Here is a 25,312-nt window from a genome sequence, read left to right as displayed (position 1 = left end):
TATACACGCTTCCGGTTACCGTCACGGCGGTACCGTCTAACCTCACCTTGTCGATTTCGTATCCGTTGTTCGGATGGAATGTAAAGGTTTGTTCAGCACCCTCATTGACTACAACGGCGCCGTTCGGGCTGATCGTTCCGTTTTCCTCCGCGCTCGCCGTGATCGTATGTGTATGAATAGCGCCAATCTCTCCGTTTTCCGGAAGGTTATAGAGCTCAAGCTCATACACAGCGTACATGCCCCATGTCGTATAGTTCGCATCATTGATCTGTATTCTCAGCTTCAGTGCATCTCGTACTTCAGGAATATTGGCAAAGGTGTACTCCATTACATTGTCATCTATGCTGCTTTTCCATTGGAGCGGTACCCCCTTCGCTATGGTTTCAAAGTTTATTCCGTCTGTAGAAGCCTGAACATCAATATTGGAAATACCCTGGATTAATCCAGATGTTGTGGCCATGACGATGGTGTTAAAGGTTTGCTTTTGGTCCCAAGTAAGATTAATCTCATGAGGAAACGGATGACTGGTGTTGTAGCCTCGTAAACTCGCGAACATGGTGTAATAGCTGCCATCAACCATATTCGAAGCACCGTAGGCATTGCCTTCCCTGGCAGCCGTTGCTGAAATATCAGAATAGCTTCTGGCAATATTGGTGCCTGGCTCATTCACATTTCCTTTGAGAAAGTTCAACGTGTAGAGCTTTGTAGTCGTCCCGTCGCTTGCGGTGGACCTGATATGAACCACGCTTTTCCCGACTGGAATGTCAAAAGTCTGTGCTGTGTTATCGGCGACCAGCTTTCCGTTGATCTGCAGAGTACCTGCATCGTCCGAAAGTGTTGGCGTAATCGCGATGGTGTTGACATCTTCAGAAATCATGATTTGGAAGGTCGTCGTGCTGTTGTCAAACGTAAAGGAGGGAACATTAGGGATTGTTAAATTTCTCAGCGTTCCATCTGCTACAGGGCTTATCTCTCCGTTGTCTGGAAGGTTATAAAGCTCTAGCTCATATAAAGCATATATGCCCCAATACGTATGGTTAGCGTCATTGACCTTTAACCTTAGCTTCAGCGCGTTATTAACTGTAGGGATATTCGCATACGCGTATTCCATGATGTTGTCGTCTGTGCTGCTATTCCATTGAATCGGTACCCTCTTCGCAATTGTGGTCCAATTCGTTCCATCTGAAGTAGCCTCAACATCAATATCTGTTATCCCCTGTAATAACCCTGATGGCGTGGCCATGACAATCGTATTAAAGGTCATCTGTTGATCCCAAGTAAGATTGATCTCATGTGGGAACGGATGGGTGTTAGTATACCCGCTAATACTAGCAAACATGGAACCGTAACTGCCGTCAACCATATTCGAAACACCATAGCCGCTATTGGCTTCCCTGGCAGCTGTTGCTGTGATATTTGAATAGCTTCTCGCAATATTGGTGGTCGGTTGATTTATATTGCCTTTGAGAAAGTTCAACGTATAGAGTCTCGTGGTTTCCCCATCACTTGCGGTAGACCGAATAAGGATCTTACTTTTACCTGTAGGGATGTTGAATGTAAGCCTCTTACCGCTGCCGAAACGTTGCCCGTTGACATCCAGGGTGCCATTTGCATCCGCAAGCGTTGGTGTAATAGTGATCACGTCTACATCGTTGGGAATGATGGCCTGGTAATTAATATTGTTTTTATTAAAAAGAACCGAAGGCGCGTTAGTCAACTCCAAACTTTGCAGCGTTCCGTCATGGATCATCTGTCCTTCATACATGCTTACTCGAAAGCCGTCAACGTACAGGTTTTTGTTTTCCAGGTTCACTACCCTGATCGTGTGCTTGCCTGCTGACAGATTATGATTGCTGTATACCGATATCGAATCGAGTTGAACTTTCTCATATAGGTCTATAATCACCGGAGCGGAATCGTCGACGGATACAGCAATTTTACCGGAGCCTTCATTTTTCTCCGCAATAAGATCGATACCGGACCCTGTAAAGCTATAGGTCAAATCATCTTCCGCTTTCAACGTGCCTTGAACACCGCCCATATAAGCGTATTTCCGGCTTTTTGCAAACCATTCACCGTTGAAGGTGATCTCGCCAGTCGCGTTATCGGTCATGTAGGTCATAGGTACATCCTGCCCATCGTAGGGACTACTTGGCACAGGAATTGCACCCACAGGTTCTCCGGCAGCCGCTTTAACTAGATAATTATGAAGCATTCTGATATATACAGGGTCAAGGGTATATTTTCTCGGATCAGACGGGTTAACAGCGCTGTCCGCTATACGTTTGGCAAGCTCGGGATTGGTTTGCTTGAGTTGGTGCATCAGTTCGTAATCCTCAAGTCCGTCTCTTTGGGCCTCGTAGCGCAGCGAGCTCTTAACCGTCATATGATCCTTATCCGGATATACGATCGTGGAATCGCCATAATGCGGGACGTACCATACGTTCCATCCCCAATGCAAGTGCCCTTGCACACCGTCTTGGCTAAGATTCCAGAATAACAGCCTGCCTGTCGATATGGGCTGCGTCCAGAATCTGTTCAACCACGGAGCCGGATTGGCATCGCAAGTATATACCCACAAGTCTTTGCCTGCCGCCTGCTCCGCTTTATATAGATTTTTCTTGTCCTGAAAAACCGGCGTTAACGGGACCCAAACATCCACATAGGGTTTGATAGCTTCGTTCATTAGAGTACCGCCCGCATCAGCGTCCAATGTCTTGAAATCCGGAACGATTTCTTTTAATTGTCTTGCGATATACGTCATATAGTTTGTAATGCTAGCACCGTTGGGTTCGTCCTTAGTATGCTGATACCAAGTGAAACCATTATCGTTAAGCCAACCTTTATCTTCTAAATGATCGTGCAATGCCGTCAAGTAGTTAGTAAGATAAGCGTCTGTAACAGGTAGTGAATCGGGTTCGGGGATGGACGTTTTCCACGGATCTCCGGGATTATCATTGTTTGGCCTCTCACTTTGTGGCATTTGTTCTAATGCATGGATCAAGTGAATGTTCGCGAAATGAGTAATTCCTCTATCCATAAAGGTTTGAACATATCGATCGAACAAGGACCAGTCGATATGTTCCGGTATTCCGTCCTTAAAAGACACCATTTTGGTACCCTTTGCGTTTAATAATAAGTCTGTACGAACCCAAATCATGTTCTGGCGATAGTCGCTCATGGTTTTGGCGAAATTATCCATAAGCTCAAACCATTTGTCGCTATACGTCTCCACTCCGTAATAGTTCTGACCAACGTCATAACTTGACTGAGTTAAAGGATCATCAGGAATCTCAGGTGGAGAACCTCCAATCATAAAACCATTAGTCATCGACCACTGATAATTAACGAAATTAGCCTTTGAGGTTTGAGGGATTATAGCATTAACTACTTCAACATTAATGGGCACTTGATATTCGCCCAAAGTCGATTTCACTGTAACCATACCGTGATAGAGGCCAGGAACAGCATCGGCAGGGACATAATTCGTTATTAAGATCGGTTGAGTTGAATTTGCCGCCACATGTATAGATAGATCATTGGAAAGCGGGTCGGGGATTTCGGATAAGGGGTAGATTTGCGTGCCTACCAAATCCGGTCGATATTGATTGGGCTGCACGGTATCCTCAAGCACGTATTCTTCAAAATGATAGCTTAAGTTGCTGTTTGAGATCGTATTTCCAGAAGATGCAAGATCGGAAAATTCAATTCCAGTAATCTCAAAATCACTATTGCTTCTTACAGCAATTTGCTCACTTTCGTATTCGTTTCTGGCTGAAACAAGATCAATGCTGTTTCCAGGATTTGCGGGGATCGTGCTGGTCCTATATACGGCTTTCATTGCATTTACCACCCACACGTCCAGCTGGCCGCTATCAGCATAGACACTAGGAGCATTGTTCTGAAGAAAGAAGCTTGCTAGAATCATAAAACAGATCATTTTACACATTGTTCGTTTGAACATAGATCAACAATCCTCTCATTCTTTATTTAATATCAGACACAATCATTTAAAGCGCTTGCAATGGTGGATGGCGATGCCATCTGTTCATATTTACATTGTATTATCATTTGAACCCCTGCAAAATAATAGTATTTTTTGAAATCTAACAGATTTCGATTGGAAACAAAAAAACGAACATGGCTTTACCGCCGCAACCCGGACATGACAGCAATACGAAAAGGGCCATGCTCTTATGAACATTGGCCCTTATGTGATCATGACTCTTCTTCTCTAATGTGACGATACTGCGGTATGCGTACGATAACTGAAGTGCCAATCCCAGGTTGACTATGAATAAAGATCCCGTATTCGGATCCAAATAAGAGCTGTAATCTTTCTTGCACATTTTTCATGCCATAACCAGTACTTTCATGTTCAAGAATACGCTCAATCATATACGGTTCCATACCGACGCCATTATCCTCCACGGCAAAAACAATATCCTCACCGTCGAGACTTGCCCGCAGGATGAGTCTACCTCGCCCCTCACGCTTCAGATCGATGCCATGCATAATCGCATTTTCAACAATCGGCTGCAAGATCAAATGGATCATTTCAAATTGAAATACCTTGTCGTCTGCATCGAATTCTACATCAAAGCTTGTATTGTGCATAGCTAATTGAATATGTATGTACGCTTGGACGTTTGTCCATTCATCTTGAATCGAAATAATCTGCTTCCCTTTATTCAAAGTCGTTCTGTAATATCTGGAAAGATGATTCACCAAGTCACTAATTTCTTGGGCATCGATACGCAGCGCTTTTGAATTAATTAAAGATAAAGTATTGTATAGAAAATGGGGATTAATCTGAGCTTGCAGCGCTTTGAGTTCGGCCGCCTTTTGCGTGATTTTTGTTTGATATACCTCCGAAATGAGCTGATTAATTTGTTTAAGCATAGAACCGAATCGATCGGTTAGCTGCCCGATTTCATCTTTGGAATTCGTTGATACAACAACAGTAAGATCACCATCTTCCACCATCTTCATTTTGGTGTTTAATTTTTCGATTCCTTTTAACATCGTTTCTGAGAACAGGAAGATAATGATACTGAGGAAAACCATGCAGATTAGTACAATGATGCCCGTTGCGCTTAAAATATTGCCAATGCCTGTTTTGTACTGATTATCGGGGGCCAAATAATGCAGTATCCAATCGGTTTGAGGAATATCTTTGTTTACAACTATGTAGGATTCGCCACTTATTGTTGCTTTTGAAGTACCCTTCCTTGAAAGTGATTGAAGTTGAACATCTTCCATCTGCCCAACATGCTCTGTTAAAACGGACCGATTCTGTCTATCGGTAATGATGATGCCATACCCTTCATTCGCCCTGCCAATGAAATCACCAAAGATTTTATTGTAATCAAACCTGACATAAAGTTCACCGCTCACGGTCCGAAACTCGATATTGTAAATCACTCGTGTGGCAAACAATTCTCCATCTTCGAACCACCACTTGGTTGTATCACTGCCTTTTGTCTCTAGATACCAATCCTTATCCTTAACTGCTGAAGAAGGAGTAATGAAGTTTCCTAATTCAGATTGCCGACTCTCGGAATACAACATAATCTCATTCATATCTCCAACCATATACATCAAGTTGAAAAAAATAGGTTCAATTTTATCATTCAGCGCCTTAAATTGGATGTACAAATCCTGATTCGGGTTACTCATCAACTCAATGAGCGCTGGATGGAAAACAATCGATTTCATTGACACATCCTGCCTCTGAAGTCGGTAACTGATCTCTAGTGCGACCTTCTTCGCCTCGTTATCCGCGCTTTGCAAAAACTGGCTTTCCAATGAAGATTTGGAATTTTGGTAGGCATACAAGCCCAGTACAATGGTTGGCAGGAAGATGACAGTCACATAAGAAAGCAATAATTTCTGGCGCAGGCGGAGATTACGGATAAATTTGAGCGGAGTCACCTCCTTCCACCACCCTCCCGATATTGAACAGGAGTCAAGCCGTTATATTGCTTAAACATTAAATTAAAATAGGAAGTGTTCGCGAACCCAACTGTACTGGCGATATCAACAACTTTAATCGTTGAATCACGCAGCAGTTCCTTCGCTCGCTCCATTCGAACGGCTGTAATATATTTGACTAGGCTTTGGCCTGTACTTTTTTTAAACAGAAAACTTAAATAACTTGGCGATAAAAAGACGCGCTTGGCTAGATATTCGACCCCAATATCACTCCCGTATTCTAGCTGGATGAGCGTCTGTACATCTTCAATCACTTTGCGGCATTGATCATCTGTCGCCGTTTCGATTCGCAGCAAATGCTCCTGAAAAACGGATAAAATGACTTGCCTCAACTCAGCAATCGAATTGCAAAGTGCGATTCGCTCCAAGCCATCCTTTAATAAATTGACGTATTTTTTTCCTTGAAACTCTACTATTTTTTTTAATATTTCTGTAAATATGAGTTTGGCATAAATAGAACTAAACCGCTTACAACTGCGCATACTCGCTATGAGAAACTCTATTCGATGCTCAAGTGTACGATAATCATTTCGTTCAATGGAAGTATAAATATCCTTCAGCATAAGCTCTAACGATTCGTCATCTACATGGACATAAATGCTTTCGTCATCTTTGGAACAAACGACACTGCTATCCATAAAGAACCGAAAATTCATTAACTCTTCCATTTGGTTAAACTCGTCATGAAGTCCCTCTAGCTTATCGATCGGACGACCAACAATAATGAAACTTCGCCGATCGAATCGAGTCTCCAGCCATTCTTTAACCCAATTCCCATAAGCCATAAGCTCTTGCTGGTTATCGCTGATCGTTGAAGCTGGATCTATAGCGATTAGCATGATGCTTTGATACTCATTCATATTTAAATAAAGCATCTCATGTTTACAAGTCGACTGAAGGCATTCGAACACTTCTGCATGATGCAGATCAAAAAAATGATTTAGCAATCCAATCATAATCATATACATCCGCTTATTTGACAGATGACTTAGGCCAGCAAAAGCTACCCGTTCCTCGTAATGGACGTCACTCTCACGGCCTTGAAGGAGATCAAACAGGAGCTTTTCTTTCTCATACGCCACTCCTTTATGAAAGCCTTTGATCAGCAGCTCATCTTTCTCCCTCTGAAGTCGTTCGTCCTCAAGTATATTGATTATGGAATGGAACACTTTGAGGAATTCCTTCACATCGATCGGCTTTAACATATAATTAACCGTTCCAAGCTGAATCGCTTTTTGTGCATATTCAAATTCCCCATAAGCACTGTAAATAAGCACCTTAAGGTCTGGAACGACTACTTTTGCCTGCCTAATTAACTCTAGACCGTCCATGAATGGCATGCGAATATCCGTGAGTAACAGATCGACATGATGACCCCTTATATAGTCCAACGCTACTTCCCCATCATTGGCCTGAGCAACAGAAAATGGTAGAGCATGCTTATGAATAAGCCATTCAATGGCATCGATTTCTGCTTGTTGATCATCGACTACTAGTATATGATACATATTTCCCTCCCTATCCGTTCATACGAGAGCTATTCAAAGCATAGCACACCAGGTATTCCAATTCATACTGTGTTCTATTAATCGCATAGTTTGGTTACTATTTCTAGATAAATTCTGTTAGGTTTCGAAAAAATCTGTTATTTCGATTGAAATGGCATTTATACTACAATGATAACAGAACTGAGAAACAAACTATCTAAATTTGGGAGGTCTTTGTATGAAGAGAAAATGGTCAGTCTCCGCTACCGCTATACTCACCTTGTCGATCCTATTTACAGGCTGCAGTAAGGACAACAGCAGCACAAAGGAAAATGTAACACCGAAGGTTACAACGCAAACGAAAGAAACAAAGGATCAGGTACCGGTAAAGAAAGTGAAAGTCAGATTATCGTATTGGAACAAAGAAGACAGTGTAAAGACGCTTCTGCAATTATTCAAAGATAAACTTCCCGATGTAGATGTGGAGTATCAGTTCATCGATAACAAGACTTACACAGATGTCATCAAAACACAACTTGCAGCAGGCGAAGGTCCTGACATAATCGGTGGAGTAGTGGATGCTAAAACCGTCAAAACAGGTTACTTCGAAGATTTAACAGAACGCTACGCCAGCAAGTATTATAATACCGGCACGTCCACCGTAACATTTGATAATAAACTGTACGGGTTGCCGCAAGCTAGTTGGTTTAACGGGGTTTACTATAACGTTGATCTATTCACCAAATATAACCTGAAAATACCAAAAACGCTTGATGAGTACTTCCAAGTAGCGGACGTGCTGAAGAAGAATGGCATCAAACCCCAAGCGATCGGTCTAAAGAATCCTAACGTAGCTGGCCAGTCCTTCCTCGGTTTGGCATTAAATGATTTTATCGGCACAACGGAAGGTAAAAAATGGAATGATGATTTTGGCAAAGGAACCACGAAAATGGTCGATGCGCTGGAGCCTGCTTTGACGACATGGACCGAATACTTGAAACACGGTGTCTTCACCAAAGATATGCTTGGGCTTGAAGAAGAACAAGCCATTGACGAATTTACAAGCGGCAAGGCAGCTATGTTCCAAGCAGGACCTTGGTACATGGAAACCTTTAAGCAAAAAGCGCCTAACATGAAGATTGATATGTTCCCGAACCTGGGTACAAAAGGCGGTCCGGGTTGGATGGTCGGCGGTCCAGGGGTATCGTTTGGTTTGAATGCGAAGTCCAAAGTCAAAGATGCGGCGTACAAGGTGCTTGACCTGTTATCCACACCAGAAGGTCAGAATGCTTACTGGGCCGATAATAAAGGCGGTTCATCTTTCTTGAAAGGCGTTACTTTTGAAATGCCAGCAGAGTACAACGGTGCTCAAGAAGCTTTCAAAGCGGGCAATGTCATGTACCCTGTTAATAATTGGGGCGTTGCTTATGCTGCTTTCACAGATCTAGGAAAAGGTATTCAAGAAATCATAGCCGGTACCAAAACGCCTCATCAAGTGCTAGAAGCGGTAGACAAGAAAGCAGCTGAACTGCTGGAGAAATCTAAATAGGCCGTATAAATTACAAGGGGCAATGCGATTTGCCCCTTGTACATCCTATAAGCTAAAGGTTGTTGCACATGAACAAACCAAAAATTTTCAAAAGAGAGATCAGTTATGTTCTGCTTTTGCTTCCTGCCTTACTTATTTATTGTACCTTTTTCATAATTCCGACGTTAAAGACCGCTTTATACAGCTTTACAAACTGGTCAGACGTGCATCCGGTTGTTGTCAAATTTGTTGGTCTAGACAATTATATAGCTCTATTTAAAGATTCACTCTATTTGACAGGTATTAAAAACACTTTAATCTATGCGGTACTCGCGATGCTTGGGCAGAATGTACTAGCCATTCCAATAGCGGTGTTTCTCAATAAAAAATTAAAAACAAAAAATCTGCTGCGGGCTGCGTTCTTCCTTCCTGCGGTGTTCAGCGTATTGGTTATCGGTTTTCTCTGGAATTTTATGTACTCACCCTCCGACTTTGGCTTGATTAATCAACTTGTAGTCGCTCTTGGCTTTGAACGCATCAATTTTCTCGGAGATCCTCATCTTGCACTCTATTCGGTCATCATCGCCTCCGTATGGCAGTGGGTTGGTTACACAATGGTTATTTATTTGGCCAACTTGCAGAGCATCTCAACAGATTATTACGAAGCGGCGAAGATTGACAGAGCGAGTGGGTTGCAAATGTTCCGCTATATCACACTTCCTCTACTGCTTCCGGCGATCACTTTCAATACGGTTATGGGGATGATAAACGGCATGAAGGTATTTGATATTGTTTACGCCTTGACTGGTGGTGGCCCGGGGTATTCTACGGAAACGATCGTATCACTCATGCTCAAGAAAGGGCTCAGTGAAGGTTTCTATAGCTACGGAGCCGCATTCGGTATCGTCTTCGTTATCCTCGTTGGCATCATCACCTTTATTCACATTTCACTAATCAAGATGTGGGAGCGGCGGTAATCATGAATCGATATACAAAAGAAACTGCCGTGACGGAAATTCTCATGCTCGTCTTAGCGGCGATTTTTATGATCCCTATTTACTATTTGATCATCACGACTTTTAAGACCCCAGCTGATGCGGTCTCTCATCCGCTGGGCCTTCCAGTTAACATCACGTTCGTCAATTACATTCGCGCCTTTAAGGCAATGAACTACATTCATGTGTTGGGAAACAACCTTATCATTACGATTTCCTCCGTTGTGGGTATTGTTATGTTTTCTGCGATGGCTGCTTACAGCTTGGTACGACGCACTAATCACTTCAATCGGATCGTGTTCCTTTTATTCATGGTTGGGATGATGGTACCGTACCAAATGGGGATCTTAGCACTTTATAAACAGGTAGCCCAGCTTGGGCTTATGAATACCCACACGGGCATTGTTCTTATAGAAATTTGTTACAGCCTTCCGTTCTCTATCTTTTTAATTAAAAGCTTTATCAGCTCTACCGTTCCATTTGAACTGGAAGAAGCGGCAAGAGTAGACGGCTGTGGGGTTTGGAGAACATTCTGGCAGATTGTGTTCCCTCTGCTTACGCCGGTGATTGCCACTGTAGCGATTTTGAATACACTTGGTGTGTGGAATGATTTCATGACGCCATTGTTGTTCTTGCAATCCCGTTCAAAGGGTGTATTGCTCTTAGAAGTGTTCCGCAATATTGGGCAATTCTCGACCGACTGGACGAATTTCTTCCCGATGATGCTCTTAGCGGTTGCACCACTCATTCTGTTCTACATTTTCATGCAAAAATATATCATTAACGGCATCACGTCCGGCTCGCTAAAGGGATAAGAGCTTAAAGCTTTGCAAGAGAAAGCCTTTGAAGCTGAATACTTCTATTCATAGGTTGTCACTTGAAACGAATACATTAAAGCCCTGATCCGAACGGAGCAAGGTTTCATGTATTCGTCTTTTTCTTGTCTATGGTTGTTTAGGAAAACCTCTTCAATGTGATTCAGAAAAATTAGAGTAAATTCCAGTCTACACGAAAAACCAAAAGAGGTAAAATTGCGTTCCCTCTGAAGTAATCTTTTAAATCGTTAAATCTCCGGAATAAGCAACAACTTTCTAAATAGAAACAACAGGTTCATTAAAAGCAGTATCAATGCTCGTATAAGAATAACCGTGAGCAAGAGCAATAGCTTTATAAGTAACTTTGCCATCCATAACATTAATCCCTTTGGCTAGTGACTTGTTTTCTATAGCAGCTTGTCTGTATCCTTTATTAGCGATCTGCACTCCGTAAGGAATAGTTACATTTGTCAATGCAATCGTTGACGTTTGCGCTACAGCCCCGGGCATATTCGCAACCGCATGTTTTAACCATCTCGCCTAAGCCTATGGCCATTTTGGCAGCATTACTTCCTACGATTCCGCCACCAACGATGACGACTTCCGCCGGTGTAACCCCTGGTACGCCACCAAGAAGTATGCCGCTTCCACCTTTGGAATTCAAGAGCTTTTGTTAACTCTGGTTCTGAAGCAAACCTTCATGAAAATAAGGATACTCTTCCGGTAGTGGTTCTTTTACTTTAATGACCATCTCTGCAGACCAAGCTTCTTTGGCAGTGGAGACGATTTTTGCACCGGCATCAATATACGCTTGGTCAGAAAAACCACTTCCTATTCCTGCAATTCATTGAACCAATACTTCATGTCCATGACTAGTAAATGCTGTTACTCCAGCAGGTGTTATCCCTACGCGATTTTCATTGTTTTTAATTTCTTTGATGACTCCGATCTCATGAGTTAACCTCTCCTAATTCATTGTTGCGAGTGATTTGCATTTTTTTATATTTGGTATAGTAAATAATGGTTAGAAACGCAAGCCAAGGAACTCCAACTATCCATGATATATTCCAGAAATCTTTATCCAATCCCATAGTAATTAAGATAGCTGCAATTAGGATAATTCCGAGAATTTGCAAGTATGGGAAGAAAGGAGCCTTAATAGGCAGTTCCTCACCAGGTTTGGCTTGCCATTGTTTTCTGAATCTCAAGTGGCTAATTACCACAAAGAATTCACCGGCGTTCCATCTTTATTCATAAATTCCGGCTGCATAAGCAAAGCCAAAGTGACCAAAAACCTGAATAAATGGACTTTGTGTGATTTCTTTCGCGCCTGCATTGATCCATGGAACCACTGCCAACATGATACTAATGGCTAGATCATCCGGTTATCCATAGCTTTATTGATTTTTCATGACTTCTTTAAATGTCCGTATGATAAAATCCAAATCTTCATCAGTCGATGAAAGCGGAGGCGACAATGTGAGAACGTTGTTGTACCCAGGCACCGTATCGCCATTCCGACCGATGATCAATCCTTTGGCCTTGCACTCCGCAATAATCTTGCCGATGGCCGCAGGCGAAAGCGGCTCTTTCGTTTCTTTGTTTTCAACCACTTCGATCCCCATCAGGAAGCCGAAGCTACGTATGTCTCCTACGAGCCTATGCTCCAGAAGTTCAGCCATTTCCGCTTCTAATCGTTGTCCGAGTTGCCTGGAGCGCTCGACCAAGTTTTCTTTTTCCATAATTTCGAGGTTTTTGAGTGCCAAAGCACAGCAAGCAGGGCTTCCTCCGAACGTATTTACATGCCGAAGGTGGCTGAATTCGCCTTGTTCTTTGAATACTTCATAAATATCTTTGCGAACGGCTGTCGCAGATAACGGAAGGTATCCGCTTGTCAAGCCTTTAGCCATCGTCACGATATCCGGCTTCACGTTATAATTCATATGCCCGAATTTCATGCCTGAACGCCCGAATCCGCAAATGACTTCATCGATAATAAGCAGAACGTTATACTTCTTGCAAATTCGTTGCACCTCGTCAAGGTATATTGGTTCCGGTACGATGACTCCACCGCCGGTAATTGCCGGCTCCATGATGACCGCAGCAATCGTATCCTTGCCTTCCCATATGATTCTCTCTTCGATCTCCCTCGCGCAGAGGAGATTGAAATCTTCAACCGACATTCCTTCTGGACGACGGTAGCTATCCGGCGGACGCACATGGAGGAATCCCCTGCCAAGCGGCTCATACATGAACTTGCGAGAAGCCTGCCCCGTTGCAGCGAGTGCCCCCATCGAGTTTCCATGATAAGCACGATAACGGGAAATAAATTTTTGCCTGCTTGGTGAACCGGTTTGCTGATGGTATTGTCTGGCGATCTTAAAAGCCGTTTCATTTGCATCCGAGCCGCTGTTGGAAAAAAAGATAACGTACTCGCCTTCCAGCCATTCGTTAAGCTTTTCTGCCAATTGAATCGCTGGAAGATGACTTTGCGAAAGCGGGTAATAAGCCATCGTTTTTAACTGCTCATAGGCAGCTTCCGCCAATTCCTGTCTTCCGTAACCGACATTCACACACCAGAGACCGGACATCGCGTCCAGATAGCGATTGCCATTCATATCCTCAATCCAGGAACCGTTTCCTTTCGTGACGACCATCGGCGCTTGATTCGGATTGTATGGCGACATCGCATGCCATAAATACTGACGATCTTTTGCTGAAATTTCCGCACTATTTAAGTTATTAAATGAAGACATGTCCCCTCAACCCTTTCGCATTAATAACGAGCCGTCAACATTTTCTTCCGTGTGTAGAACTCAACGCCGTCGCGCCCGTTAGCATGCAAATCTCCGTAGAAAGACTTCTTGTATCCGGAGAATGGGAAGAAGGCCATCGGCGCTGGTACCCCAATATTCACGCCTAACATCCCCGCATCGATGTCCTCGCGGAACTCGCGAACCGCCTTGGCGCTGTCCGTGTAGATGCAAGCCCCATTCGCAAATTCGGAAGCGTTGGCGATCTCAATCGCTTCCGTCAAATCCTTGGCGCGAACGATTGAAAGAACAGGAGCAAAGATTTCATCTTTCCAAATTTGCATATTTACTTTGACATGATCGAAAATGGTCGGTCCAACAAAGTAACCTTCGCCGTTTACCGCTGCGTCTTTACTTCCGTCTCGCACGAGTTCTGCACCTTCCGACTCGCCGATTCCAATATAGTTGAGCGTTCGATGTTTATTTTCCTCTCGAATGACAGGACCCAGGAAAATACCTTTTTCCATGCCGTTGCCTATTGTAATCTGATCTGCCGCTTGCTTCAGTCGTTCAACTAGCTTGTCGGCGATATCGCCAACCGCAACGACAACCGCGCAAGCCATGCAGCGTTCACCCGCTGAACCGAAAGCACCGTTAATGATTTGGATCACTGTATTGTCTAGCTCTGCATCCGGCATGACGATGGAATGATTTTTCGCCCCCGCAAGCGCCTGAACCCTTTTGTTGTTCTCGCTAGCTGTCTTGTATACGTATTCGGCAACAGGCTGAGAACCAACAAATGATATCGCTTTTATTTCTTCATTCTCGAGCAGACCGTTAACAACATCTCGCGCACCATGTACGATGTTTAAGACGCCGTCAGGCATGCCCGCTTCTTGGAACAGTTCAGCCAGCCGGTTCGCGAGCAAAGGAGTACGTTCGGATGGCTTCAACACGAACGTATTTCCGCATGCGATGGCAAGCGGGAACATCCAGCATGGAACCATCATCGGGAAATTAAACGGTGTGATTCCCCCGACAACACCGATCGGATATCGATACATCCCCGATTCAAGCCCAGTAGCAATATCTGGAAGCTGCGACCCCATCATCAGCGTCGGTATGCCTGCAGCAAATTCAACGCATTCAATACCTCGTTGTACTTCCCCATAGGCTTCTTGATAACTTTTACCATTCTCCAAGGTTACGATCTTTGCCAACTCTTCCCAGTGCTCCACGAGAAGCTGTTGATAACGGAACAAGAGATGAGCTCTTTTTGGCACTGCGGTTTTCTTCCAGCTAGCAAACGCTTTGTTTGCCACTTCAGCCGCTTTGTCCACATCTTCCTTGGAAGAGAAAGGAACATAGGCAATAATTTCGCCTGTCGCCGGGTTGGGCACTTCTTCATAATGAGAACCGCTGAATTCAACCCATTTACCACCGATAAAATTTTTCAAATATTTCACTTCCGTCTTAACTTGTGCCATAAGGCACCTCCCCGTTGGATCAAAGTCTGCCATTTTAATAAAATGCAGCAATCGTCTTATTTATATCTTTGAAATACAATTTCGCCATCAAGAACGGTAAGATCCACTTTCACATCTTTAATTCGTTCCTGCTGAACATTGAGGATCGGCTCACTCAGGATAACCAGATCCGCAAGCTTGCCAACCTCGATGCTGCCTTTGATGTTCTCCTCAAAGCTTGCATAAGCGCCGTTCCATGTGTATAGTTTGATCGCTTCGAGCACCGAAATGCGTTGGTTTTCGCCGACAAGTGTACCGGATTCCGTCTGTCTATTAACCGCCACATGAATCCCGAGCATAGGATTGTAATGGGTGACTGGGCAATCCGAGCCCGCTGCCGCAATGATCCCGTTATCAATGAAATCACGGGCCGAATACATTTGGTTAACGCGGTCACCGTAATTTTTGATGTACCCCTCGCCAAACTCGTAAGGGAACGGCGGATTTGGAACTGGAATGACACTAAGATTCTTCATGCGAGCAAGCAAATCTGGCGGTGTAATCCCGGAATGCTCGATGCGATGACGATGATCGTCGCGCGGATGCTTCTTGAGCGCTTCCTCGATACAGTTCAGCACCATTTCGACGGCACGATCGCCTTGTGCGTGAGCCGTAAGCTGGAACCCCTGCTCATGCGCTGCACCAAGCACCTCGTTAAGCCTCTCTTGTGTAAAATACAGAATGCCGTAATCATTCGGATTGCTCGTATACCCTTCTCTAGTCGCAATAGTTGGTCCGCTGCTGCTGCCGTCGGTAAATACTTTGGCCGGACCTACGCGAAAGCGCTCGTCCCCAGTTCCCGTAATGACGCCAGACGCTACCATTTTATCCACGAAGCCTTCCGAATTGTTAAGCGCACCCACCATAGCGTAGATACGAACCTGCACAGCACCTAATTTAACGGCCTTTTGCATCACGCGGAAATCGTCCGGACCGTTAAAACCCGCATCATGAATACTCGTAATCCCTGCCGCGATAAAATCGTCAGAAGCCAGCCTGATTCCTGTCAGCAGTTCTTGCTCCGTATAGGAAGCAATCATGTCCACCGCCGACTTCGCCGTTTCGACGAGCACACCGTTGGGTACCCCATTCTCGTCGCGACCGATACGTCCACTGTCTGGATCAGGCGTATTTTCATCAATACCGGCCAGTTCCAGCGCTTTGCTGTTCACGATCGAAATATGGTGACAAGTTCTCGTAATCATGATCGGTTGATCTTTGGAAATTTCGTCAAGTTCCCATCTTGTCGGATACCGCTGCTCGGCAATTTTCGTATCGTTAAAGCCAAATGCACGTATCCATTGTCCTTGAGGTGTTCGTTCTGCCAACTGCTTCAGCTCGTTCAAAACATCCCCAATCGACTGAATATGCGGCTGCTTACAGCTTACAGCCAGCTTGGCAGTGCCCCAGGAAAGAATATGCAGATGCGAATCAATGATCCCGGGGAGCAAGCTCTTCCCCATCAGATCAATCTGCTTAGTTTCTTCCCCAATCCAAATATTCATTTCATCATTTGATCCAACAGCGACAATCCGATTCCCTTTGACTGCAACAGCTTCTACGGTTCGATTGGATCGATCTACCGTGATGACTTGCCCATTATGAAATACCAGATCTGCCCACATAAAATCACCCCTGAAAATTTCCTTCAACTAGTTGTTTTGAAGTGTTGCTGTTTCATTATTTCCCTGTGAAGTTGCAGCTGATTTACCCGTCACTAAACTTACGATTACCGTTACGATGATGTTCAGTAGCAAAGCAATTACACCAATATTCAAGTCCTGAATCCATTGCGGAAGCGAAGGGAATATCTGTGGCATTGTAATATTCGTTGCAGTTACATAAGCCACAATAACTACGCCGACGATCATTCCCGCACCCGCACCATACTTGTTTACAAAATTATTTTTCATTAAGCTGAAATATAAGGCAGGAGCCAGCTGCGTTACAAAGCTATACGCCATTAGAAGCAATGTCACAATTGTAGATCCGCCATTGAAGGTAAAATAGATCGAAATCAATGCGAAGACAGGAACCAAATATTTAGCCAGCGACATAACCTGCTTATCCGTTGCCGTCGGTACAACCGTCTTGTAAACATTTTTTGCAATCAGCGTACTTGCTGCCATCAGTAGCATAGAGCCTGGAACTAAAGCTGCAAGCAGCCCGGCCGCGCCGATCAATCCGACAAACCAAGGATCAAATGTCATCGTAGCAATCTTAAGTAAGGCAAGATCAGCCGCTGGACCTTTTAACCCCTGTACTTGTCCAATCGCCGTATAGCCAACGAAGAAAACGAAGAGCAATACCAGACTATATATCGGACTAATGATCGTATTTTTCCGAAGCGCTTTGGCACTTCGAGCTGAGGCTACACCGCCGAAGGCATGCGGCCACATATGGAAACCAAACACAGTCATGAGAACCGTAGAAATCAACCATGACATGCTGAGCCCCTTTTCAGGAATAGCCAAAAATCCTGGTTTAGCGGCATCTACTGCTTTAAACATTTCCCCTAATCCGCCATAGTAATGGTAAGGAATATAGAGTCCGATGAATACAACAATGCCCAGAATTAAGAAATCTTTAATAACCGCTGTCCATGCCGATCCATGAATACCTGAAATCATCACATATACGGTAACCGCAATCGCTCCGATCCAAATCGCTGCACCTGAAGATATTGTTCCATATGAAGCCTCTGAAACGATAATGCCAAGCCCCTTGAGCTGAAGGACAAAGTAAGGAATGGTCGAAATAACCCCGACTATAGCTACAAGAACACCCATAAATGAGCTTTTATATTTACTTTCATAAAAATCAGACGACGAAACGAGATTTTTCTCTTTCGCATATTTCCAGATCATCGGTAGAACGAAATAACCCAACACATACGCCAATGACATATACATGATGACGTACATGGCCGGTCCGCCTTTTCCGTAAGCCCAAGAGCTTGCCCCAAGGAAAGTAAACGTGGTATAGATTTCACCAGCCATCAGCAAGAAAACAAACAGAGAACCAAAGCCTCGACCGCCAACGGCCCATTGCTCCATACTCATCTTCTTGCCTTTCGTTGAACGAATCCCTAAATAAATCGATAGAAGCAAAAACGCGAAAATGATAAAAAGTGCACTGTTCATTACTCTTCGCCTCCCTCAGTAGCATTAGCTGGATCAAGCTTGTAAATCAGACCTAAGCAAGCTGAAGAAAGAACAGCCCACAACACTACCCAAAACAAAATAAAAGGCATTCCAAGAATGAACGGCTGCACTTTATTGACAAGCGGTAATAAAACCAACATACCAACAAACGGCAACAGCGCTAAGAAATGAATGAGTTTCACGTTGAATCCCCCCAAAAAATTGTTTATATAGTAAGCGCTTTCTTGTCCTGATCTTAATATGGTTCTGTTTTGAATGCAATTTCCTTTAGTGGACCCTTAATGGGCAAGTAAGCTGATAACGGAAACGATTCAGTCTTGTATCGGACACATTTTTTGCATATACTTTCAGTGTGTAAGCCAAAAATAATCTATTTACAACTGACAGGCTTTGCCTTTACGCAGAGTAACCGTTGCAATGGAGGGGTGGGATGAATGAGCATGAAAGTATTGATCGTAGGACCAGAAGACTTGGTTAACATAACCAAAGAGACCGCAAAAAAATATGTAGAGCTTGAATTAATTCCGGTCATCTACGATTCCCCCTCTCAAGTTGTTACCCTCATTGAGCAGCATCATCATCTTTGTGATATTCTTTTGCTTACAGGCTCAGCCCCGTATCTCATTGCCAAAAATAATTGGATCAAACGCAAGACAGAATTCAATAAGCCGATTCTATATATCGCGCTTACAGAAGCATCGATTTATCGCGTCCTATTCAAAATTACGAATGATATGCATATGCAAGCCAAGCCATTTTCGGCCTTTAGTAGTGACTATACGGAATCAGAATTTAGAAAATGTTTGGATGATCTGGAAATTTCTAGTATACATATGTTTATAAAAGATAGCATTATCGGCGTAAATACGGACGAGCTCACCTCCTTTCATTACCAATTGTGGAAAGAAAATAAAGTGCAATCCGTAATTACAGCTTACTACGCCGTATATCAGCAACTCTTGAAACTAGGTGTACCCGTTTACCGGCTGGACCTGTCCAAATCATCGATCGAAAATACGCTGCAGCGCGTTCTACTCGAAGGAAAAAGAATGCATCAGGCTAAAAATCAAATCGCTGTAAGCTACCTTGGCTTCCATGATCCGAATCATGCCGACTATCGAACGGCCGAATTCGAGCAAATGATCGAGTCTTACGGGGAAGAAGTACTGGCTGTCATTGATTGGACGGAAGAAGGCTATTTACGCTTCGTGACAACCCGCGAAGAAATTGAGAAAAACACAAAACAATTCAAAGAAATGGCAATTTTGCAAGATATCGAACATGCTTTTAAAATCGTCACTTATTTAGGAATCGGCTTCGGCCATACGCCCAGGGAAGCGGAATTAAAAGCACACGATGCCATGATGAAGGCTAAGTCGACCCGAGAAGCCAGTTGCTATATCGTGGAAATTGATGGAAAAGTTTATGGACCGATCGGGATGTCAACGAACTTGAACTATTCATCTCGAAGCGGTAATGCTGAGCTCTTGCTTATTGCGAAGAAAGCGGGCATCAGCATTGGCACGCTCAATAAACTAATCTCCTTTTGCGAACAATCGGGAACGACGAAATTGACGACCGTTGACCTTTCAATCGGTTTTGGCATCACACTGCGAAGTGCCCGTCGAATTCTTAGCAACCTGGAGCGGCATAATTTTGCCAAGATCATTGGTGAAGAACAGCCTATTAACAAGGGGCGGCCTCGTCAAATTTATAAATTAACGCTGCAGCTTTAAGAGCGTGTTCAAAAGTTATTAAACAGACTGCTGAGCGCGTAGAGGTGGAGTGTGCCCGAGGGAAGCAGCATATTCGCATCGGCTGTCATCGTTACGGTTCCGTTCAATACGTTGAATCGGATCGCTTTCGAGCCTGCTCTGCCGGCGTCTGTTGTCGAGGCAGTTGCGGAGCAGAATCCGTGCCGCAGCGTGAAAGTGCTGGGAACGATTAGAAAGAGCAGGCCAGCATTTTCGGCAAGTAGCTCGAACGGTTCCATCGCTTGGGCCGTTGGGGAGGAGATTGCGAGGGACGCTGACGCGCGGGTTGTTGGCGGGGAGATTGCGGAGCAGCAACTAGTCGTTGCTTTTGGCTTGCAGGGTGAGGGACTTGAAATTGAGCGTGAAGCATTCGAAAAAGGTTTGCAGGTTGGATTGGCGGCGCGATCGACAGCGGATGTGAAGCCGTTGACAAGGTGAAGAAGCTAGTGAAATGAGCGTAATATTTGGGGGCGTCATTCCTATTCTAGCTGGGACTAATATTTTCTATGTGTTAGACAGACTTATTATCGTTGAATTTCAAACGTAATCCGTACAGCTTTATCGTCAATTTTTACATCCTTCACACCAATCATTTCCGGCAGCAGACGTTAAAGCATGGCCGAAAGACCGAAGCCGCCCGCGCTGATCGCCCACATCATAACGACATCGCGCAGCTCCCAGCCATGTAAAATTGGAAAGCGATTGAAGTAAAGCGCCTAGAAGAACGCAATCCAGACTAAATTATTAGCATCATGCCAGCCGTTAGAAAGAATTCATTCGAAATTCGAGTGCACCGGCAAGATTCAGCTTCCAGCAAGTACTAATGAATCGCAGCAAATTAACCGCCGTTGACATTGAGCTTCTTCACTCCTTTACGATATATGGCGTACACTAGTCCGCTTAGCACGCAAATCCAAAGAAGCTGAATCGCGAGCATCTGTCCCATAGCCGTCCAACCTTCAAAACGAATCGCCGACTAGTACTCGCACCTAATCGATTTTCGTTGTAAAATACTTAAGTTTCAATAACGCCTCAACAAAATAGTAATCTCCATAAATGAGCGAAGCATCCACAAAAATAGTGCCTTCACCCAAAAAGAAGATGAAAGCACCTAATTTATCCGAGATTATTAACCTAACGAGCGGTGAAACAAAATTATTGCATTAAACTGGCAGTTTAGCTTAATCAGCGGCTGTATAGATCCACTTTATCTCTAAGTGTTCATCTAATTTTGAGTTGTGTGTAATTTTCCGCATTTTGTCACAAAAGGTACCGAAATACTTTTTTGGGCCTGCTTTAAGCATTTTTATATTTCCCCGGCGTAATACCTTCCATCTTCTTAAATATACGTCCAAAGGTTGTCACATCGCTGTATCCAACTTCCTGCGCAATATCGGCCAAGCTTCGATTCTGTTCATTCAGCAGCAACTTCGCCTGATCAATGCGAATCCGATTCATATAGTCCAGAATGCCGATTCCGAGCTGCTCCTTGAAAATCTTGGAAATATACCACGGAGTGATGCCAAAGCGGCTACCAATTGCCGAAACGTTCAGGTTGGGATCCGTGTAATTCGTATCGATAAATTCCTTCACCTCGTCGCCAAGCCTATTGGTATTCCCTCCCTTTTGCTTCACAATTAAGCTGCATGCTTCCTGAAAGACCAGAATCATTTCCATTTGCATTTCTTTGATGGAACGGCAATGCATAACGCGTTCAATTGGCTTCAGTTCGAATAGTTCCTGCTTATCCCCGCCGGTATCATTTAATGTTTTCACCACGGTTCCTACCAAGTCAAACATTAAGCATTTAGCGACTTGAACGGAATTCGGCGTTTCAAATTTATTGTTCTCGAATACGGTCTCAAGCAAATCTTTCGCCTGATCGAAATCCCCAACTTTAATAAAATTGATAAGCTGTTGTTCTACCCCCAGCGGATAGTAATAGCTGCCATTCATATTTTGTTCTTCTTTGCCGATGACCTGATCGTGAAAAATCGTTCCGTCGTTCCCAATGACCGTACCGTATTCCATCGCCTCCATCGCCTCTATGAACGCGACTGGCAAGGTTGATAACTGATTATGGAATCCGCTGACCGAGGCGGTAAATTCAATTTTCATCTGATCTTGGACAAATGTTAACATTTCGGAGATGATCTGGTTCAACTCGGTTAAAGCTTTGGAAGGCTCCGTTTCACTCATATTGACAATACATGCCAACATGTTATCGACTTCTACCGTGTATCCGGATCCAATATGCTCCCGCTGCAGCAGTTCTTCGAACACGTTCGCCATGATAAAGTGTGTAATGTTTAAATCGTTGAACTTGCCAGTCTGATTAATCTGGAACAGCACCACAGCAATGGATGGCTTGGCAAACACAATGTCATGCACCTGCAGAAGCTCTTCCTGCGGCACTTTGTAGCCGAGACTGCCCTTCAGCAGGCGCAGCAGCACATAGGAACGTAGCGAATTACTGTACTGCCGCAGTTGGATTGAGATCGCTTCATTTTCCTCGAATGAATGTTTGAGTACTTCTTCTATGAAACTATACTCATTCTTTCCCTCGCCTACAGTAACCTGAGTCTTGGAGGACAAGCCTCTGATCAGACGCTGAATCGGATTGTAATTTCGCCGGATGCTCCAGAGTACAGTTACGAAGCCCACGATCAAACACAGCAGCACACTGTACAGCGTCAAGCGTTGCACATACTTCGCTTTTCCTTGAAATACCTGCTCACTCGTGACCGAGATATAAATCCACCCAGTAATGGCGGAACGAATATAGGAGACTACCGATTCCTCACCTTGGAAATTCCGGTGAATGACGCCTTGATGGCCTGCCAAATCGTCAGGCCCCCAGGTCATGGATGCATCGTTTACAGTCGGCGCAGAGGCGATGACCTGACTCTTGGAATCCAGTACCAGTATGGAGCTGTCATTTAAGCCAGAACTATCTTGAATGTTATCCAGCAACTGTGATTCCTTGATTACGAAGAAGACAACCGTACCCGGATTGCTCTCCGTATCGAGTGTAAGCGGCTTATAATAGACGATGACCGGCTCATACTTGTCGTCGTTTACAGGTTTATGAAGCAGCTTGAAGAAGCCATGTAAATTTTGCTGATTAAAATAACGTATCCATTCATCGTAGCTCGTTTTAGTCTGCGGACTCAGGCTGTCGTACAACTCCTTGCTGTCCAGGCGATACTTGGTACTGACCGCTGTATCGTTAGCTTTATAATAAATATAAATCTCATCGATGAAATCATTAGCCGTTTTGTAGGATTGCAACTCACTAATAATTTTCGTCAAGGTATAGTTATCGCTGTTTGACAACTTGGACGTGTTCAAGCTTGTGACGCCCGTGTTTAAGGTGAGCTCCACCGATAACCGTTGCACATTTCGCAACCGATTGTCGAACGTTTCTTGAATTTGCTTCAGAAGCTTTTCATTTGCCTGGGTCGTCTGGGTTTCGACAACCCTGATCGATACCGAGTACATGACAATACTAATGATAAGAGGAATCATTAAGACGGCAGCATAGGAGATGAACCATTTCATTAAGACACTGTTTCTAGGTATGCGCAATGCTTTTAACATCCTTCAACCAATCCCTTGCTGTTTAGAATCGTTTCAAGCTAGATCAGCGTCTGTAATAGCGCGCCAGCGCTTTCTGATAGATGTCCAACACTTGATCTACACCTATTTCTTTCATTTTTTTCGTATATTTATCTACATCATCTGTGCTTTCTGCGCCCATAATCATTTTGACCATCATTTCCGTACGAAGCGACTCCAACGCGGTAATCACCTTGGCAAGCTCTTTGCCCTCTTCTACGGTTGGCGTAATGAATGGCGGAAGCCTATGCTTCTGCGCATCCGTGTTGGACCATGCATGGTAGGCATCCTCTTGCTGTTTGTACGCAGGAGGCGGAGCATATTTATCATCGAGGATCGTCGGTCCGTTCACTTTGGTAAACTTGGAAAGCACCTGTCCACGCGCTAGCTTATCCGAGTTGTTGTCGACCAGATCCGTGTAAAGCACTATGCCGTTTTGCAGCTTGTAAGTTACGTTTTCCACACCATAGTTGTTCAACATAATCCCTTCCGGGCTATAGAAATAGTCCAGCCATTTCACGATTAACTCCGGATTTTTCGCTCTGGTTGATATGGCTGCGGCATAGTTCGGAAGGTAAGTGAAATCCGTCTGCCCGATAAATGGCTTCTCACCTCTGGATAGCGTAGGATAGGGGGCGCCGACCAAGTCGAAATATGGATTTTTTTCTTTCATGATGTCCAAATATCGGGCTATGCCAGTCGTGAGAAGATAGTGAGTTGCTCCGGATTTGCCGTTCAACATTTTATTATCCAGCGCTTTGACATCATTGATAGAAAAATCCCGGTCTAAGAGGCCCTCGCTATACCATTTGCTCAGCGTTTTAAGCCCTTCCTTGAAGCCTGACATCATCGGGCCGTACTGTACCTTGTTGTTGTCATCGACGTAGAAGTTGTCTCCTACCTTATATGCACCGAACACAAAGCTATCGAGATCGGGGCCTTTCGAATTTTTGATCAAGGTCAGCGACGCTTGCGCCCCCTTCTTGTCCTTAAAAGCCTTCAGCACCGTATACCACTCATCAATCGTCGAGGGTACATCCAATCCCAGTTCATCCAGCCAGTCTTTCCGAATCATCGGCCCTTTGTAGACGAGGGAACTCTCAGGGCGAATCATCGGAAATGCATAATATTTCCCACTGTCCGTCTTTACCATCTTGTCCAACGAAGGGTCCGCTGATAGCGCTTTCTTCAAGTTCGGTGCATATTTGTCAATCAGATCGTTGAGCGGCATGATGACGCCGTCCTGAAGTGCTTTCTCCGGTCCGCCAGGGTAAACGGAAGCCCAGTTATACTCGATCGCATCGGGCAAGCTCCCACTCGCAATCATCAAGTTGAAGGCCTCGTTAATATTGCTTCCCTGCGGAGTCATCCATTTGACTTTGACGCCCGTTCGCTTCTCTACCTCTTTGCCATACTCCGAATCACCTTGATTCGTATAGAAAGAAGCCGTCGTAGTGCTCATCGTGCCCCAATAGCTGAAGCTATCTTTGGTATTTATCGGATAGGGACCCGTCTGACCGGATTGCATACCGGAGCCATTCTGATTCGATTCTTTCGAATTGGCGGTTGGCTCGGGGGCGTTCCCGTCACAGCCGGTCAGCGCGCTGACTAGGAATGAGAGAACGGCTACAGCCTTTATTGTTCGTAGGACCCATCTTATATCCAATGTACAACCCCA

The 25,312-nt window shown here is 44.3% G+C and carries 16 protein-coding genes and 1 pseudogene; 5 read left to right on the top strand and 12 right to left on the bottom strand.

Features of this window, described 5'->3' with window-relative positions:
- The 3 genes from GC098_RS03030 to GC098_RS03020 form a co-directional block, all read right to left on the bottom strand.
- The coding region (locus GC098_RS03030; protein WP_171640849.1) for a glycoside hydrolase domain-containing protein at positions 1–3,964 on the bottom strand (3,964 nt) is incomplete at its 3' end.
- A 254-nt stretch (positions 3,965–4,218) separates the two neighbouring features.
- A complete protein-coding gene (locus GC098_RS41090; RefSeq protein WP_171640847.1) occupies positions 4,219–5,934 on the bottom strand; it encodes a sensor histidine kinase in 1,716 nt (571 codons plus the stop codon).
- Entirely contained in the window at positions 5,931–7,502 is a 1,572-nt protein-coding gene (locus tag GC098_RS03020; protein ID WP_171640845.1) for a response regulator transcription factor, read from the bottom strand. Before GC098_RS03020 ends, GC098_RS41090 begins: the two co-directional genes overlap by 4 nt.
- A gap of 217 nt (positions 7,503–7,719) precedes the next feature.
- Here GC098_RS03020 and GC098_RS03015 point away from each other — a divergent pair, with 217 nt between their 5' ends.
- The 3 genes from GC098_RS03015 (at position 7,720) to GC098_RS03005 (ending at position 10,819) form a co-directional block, all read left to right on the top strand.
- Positions 7,720–9,030 (top strand): ABC transporter substrate-binding protein, encoded by a 1,311-nt coding sequence (locus tag GC098_RS03015; protein WP_171640843.1) that lies wholly within the window; start codon positions 7,720–7,722, stop codon positions 9,028–9,030.
- Positions 9,031–9,098: 68 nt separating this feature from the next.
- Positions 9,099–9,986, top strand: a complete 888-nt coding sequence (locus GC098_RS03010; protein ID WP_171640841.1) for a carbohydrate ABC transporter permease — start codon at positions 9,099–9,101, stop codon at positions 9,984–9,986.
- Positions 9,987–9,988: 2 nt separating this feature from the next.
- Entirely contained in the window at positions 9,989–10,819 is an 831-nt protein-coding gene (locus GC098_RS03005) for a carbohydrate ABC transporter permease (protein ID WP_171640839.1), read from the top strand.
- Between the two features lie 276 nt (positions 10,820–11,095).
- Here the strand turns inward: GC098_RS03005 and GC098_RS03000 are convergent.
- The 7 genes and pseudogenes from GC098_RS03000 to GC098_RS02970 all read right to left on the bottom strand — a co-directional run bounded on the left by GC098_RS03000 (position 11,096) and on the right by GC098_RS02970 (position 18,444).
- Positions 11,096–11,768 (bottom strand): annotated as a pseudogene (locus tag GC098_RS03000) (hypothetical protein).
- Between the two features lies 1 nt (position 11,769).
- Entirely contained in the window at positions 11,770–12,042 is a 273-nt protein-coding gene (locus tag GC098_RS02995) for a hypothetical protein (protein ID WP_312879975.1), read from the bottom strand.
- Between the two features lie 174 nt (positions 12,043–12,216).
- Positions 12,217–13,575, bottom strand: a complete 1,359-nt coding sequence (locus GC098_RS02990; protein WP_171640834.1) for an aspartate aminotransferase family protein — start codon at positions 13,573–13,575, stop codon at positions 12,217–12,219.
- Between the two features lie 20 nt (positions 13,576–13,595).
- Positions 13,596–15,059 (bottom strand): CoA-acylating methylmalonate-semialdehyde dehydrogenase, encoded by a 1,464-nt coding sequence (locus GC098_RS02985; RefSeq protein ID WP_171640832.1) that lies wholly within the window; start codon positions 15,057–15,059, stop codon positions 13,596–13,598.
- Between the two features lie 56 nt (positions 15,060–15,115).
- A complete protein-coding gene (locus GC098_RS02980) occupies positions 15,116–16,723 on the bottom strand; it encodes an amidohydrolase (RefSeq protein WP_171640830.1) in 1,608 nt (535 codons plus the stop codon).
- A 27-nt stretch (positions 16,724–16,750) separates the two neighbouring features.
- Positions 16,751–18,241, bottom strand: a complete 1,491-nt coding sequence (locus GC098_RS02975) for a sodium:solute symporter family protein (RefSeq protein WP_171640828.1) — start codon at positions 18,239–18,241, stop codon at positions 16,751–16,753.
- Positions 18,241–18,444 carry a DUF3311 domain-containing protein gene (locus tag GC098_RS02970; RefSeq protein WP_171640826.1) on the bottom strand — a complete coding sequence of 68 codons (204 nt, stop codon included), beginning with the start codon at positions 18,442–18,444 and terminating at the stop codon, positions 18,241–18,243. The genes GC098_RS02975 and GC098_RS02970 overlap by 1 nt, the downstream gene beginning before the upstream one ends.
- A 252-nt stretch (positions 18,445–18,696) precedes the next feature.
- On the opposite strand from GC098_RS02970, the gene GC098_RS02965 reads away from it, so the two are divergent.
- Entirely contained in the window at positions 18,697–19,998 is a 1,302-nt protein-coding gene (locus GC098_RS02965; protein ID WP_171640824.1) for a hypothetical protein, read from the top strand.
- A 51-nt stretch (positions 19,999–20,049) separates the two neighbouring features.
- On the top strand, positions 20,050–20,454 hold the full coding sequence (locus GC098_RS02960; RefSeq protein ID WP_171640822.1) for an FAD-dependent oxidoreductase: 405 nt from the start codon (positions 20,050–20,052) through the stop codon (positions 20,452–20,454).
- Between the two features lie 858 nt (positions 20,455–21,312).
- Here the strand turns inward: GC098_RS02960 and GC098_RS02955 are convergent.
- Complete coding sequence (locus tag GC098_RS02955; protein ID WP_171640820.1) at positions 21,313–23,616, bottom strand: AraC family transcriptional regulator; 2,304 nt, start codon at positions 23,614–23,616, stop codon at positions 21,313–21,315.
- Positions 23,617–23,659: 43 nt separating this feature from the next.
- Positions 23,660–25,300 carry an extracellular solute-binding protein gene (locus tag GC098_RS02950; RefSeq protein WP_171640818.1) on the bottom strand — a complete coding sequence of 547 codons (1,641 nt, stop codon included), beginning with the start codon at positions 25,298–25,300 and terminating at the stop codon, positions 23,660–23,662.
- Positions 25,301–25,312 lie beyond the last annotated feature (12 nt).

Origin of the sequence: Paenibacillus phytorum (assembly GCF_013141715.1) — a bacterium.
GTDB classification, from domain to species: Bacteria; Bacillota; Bacilli; order Paenibacillales; family NBRC-103111; genus Paenibacillus_E; species Paenibacillus_E phytorum.
Note: the sequence above shows the minus strand (reverse complement) of the source record. Positions and strands in the feature narration are given on the sequence as shown.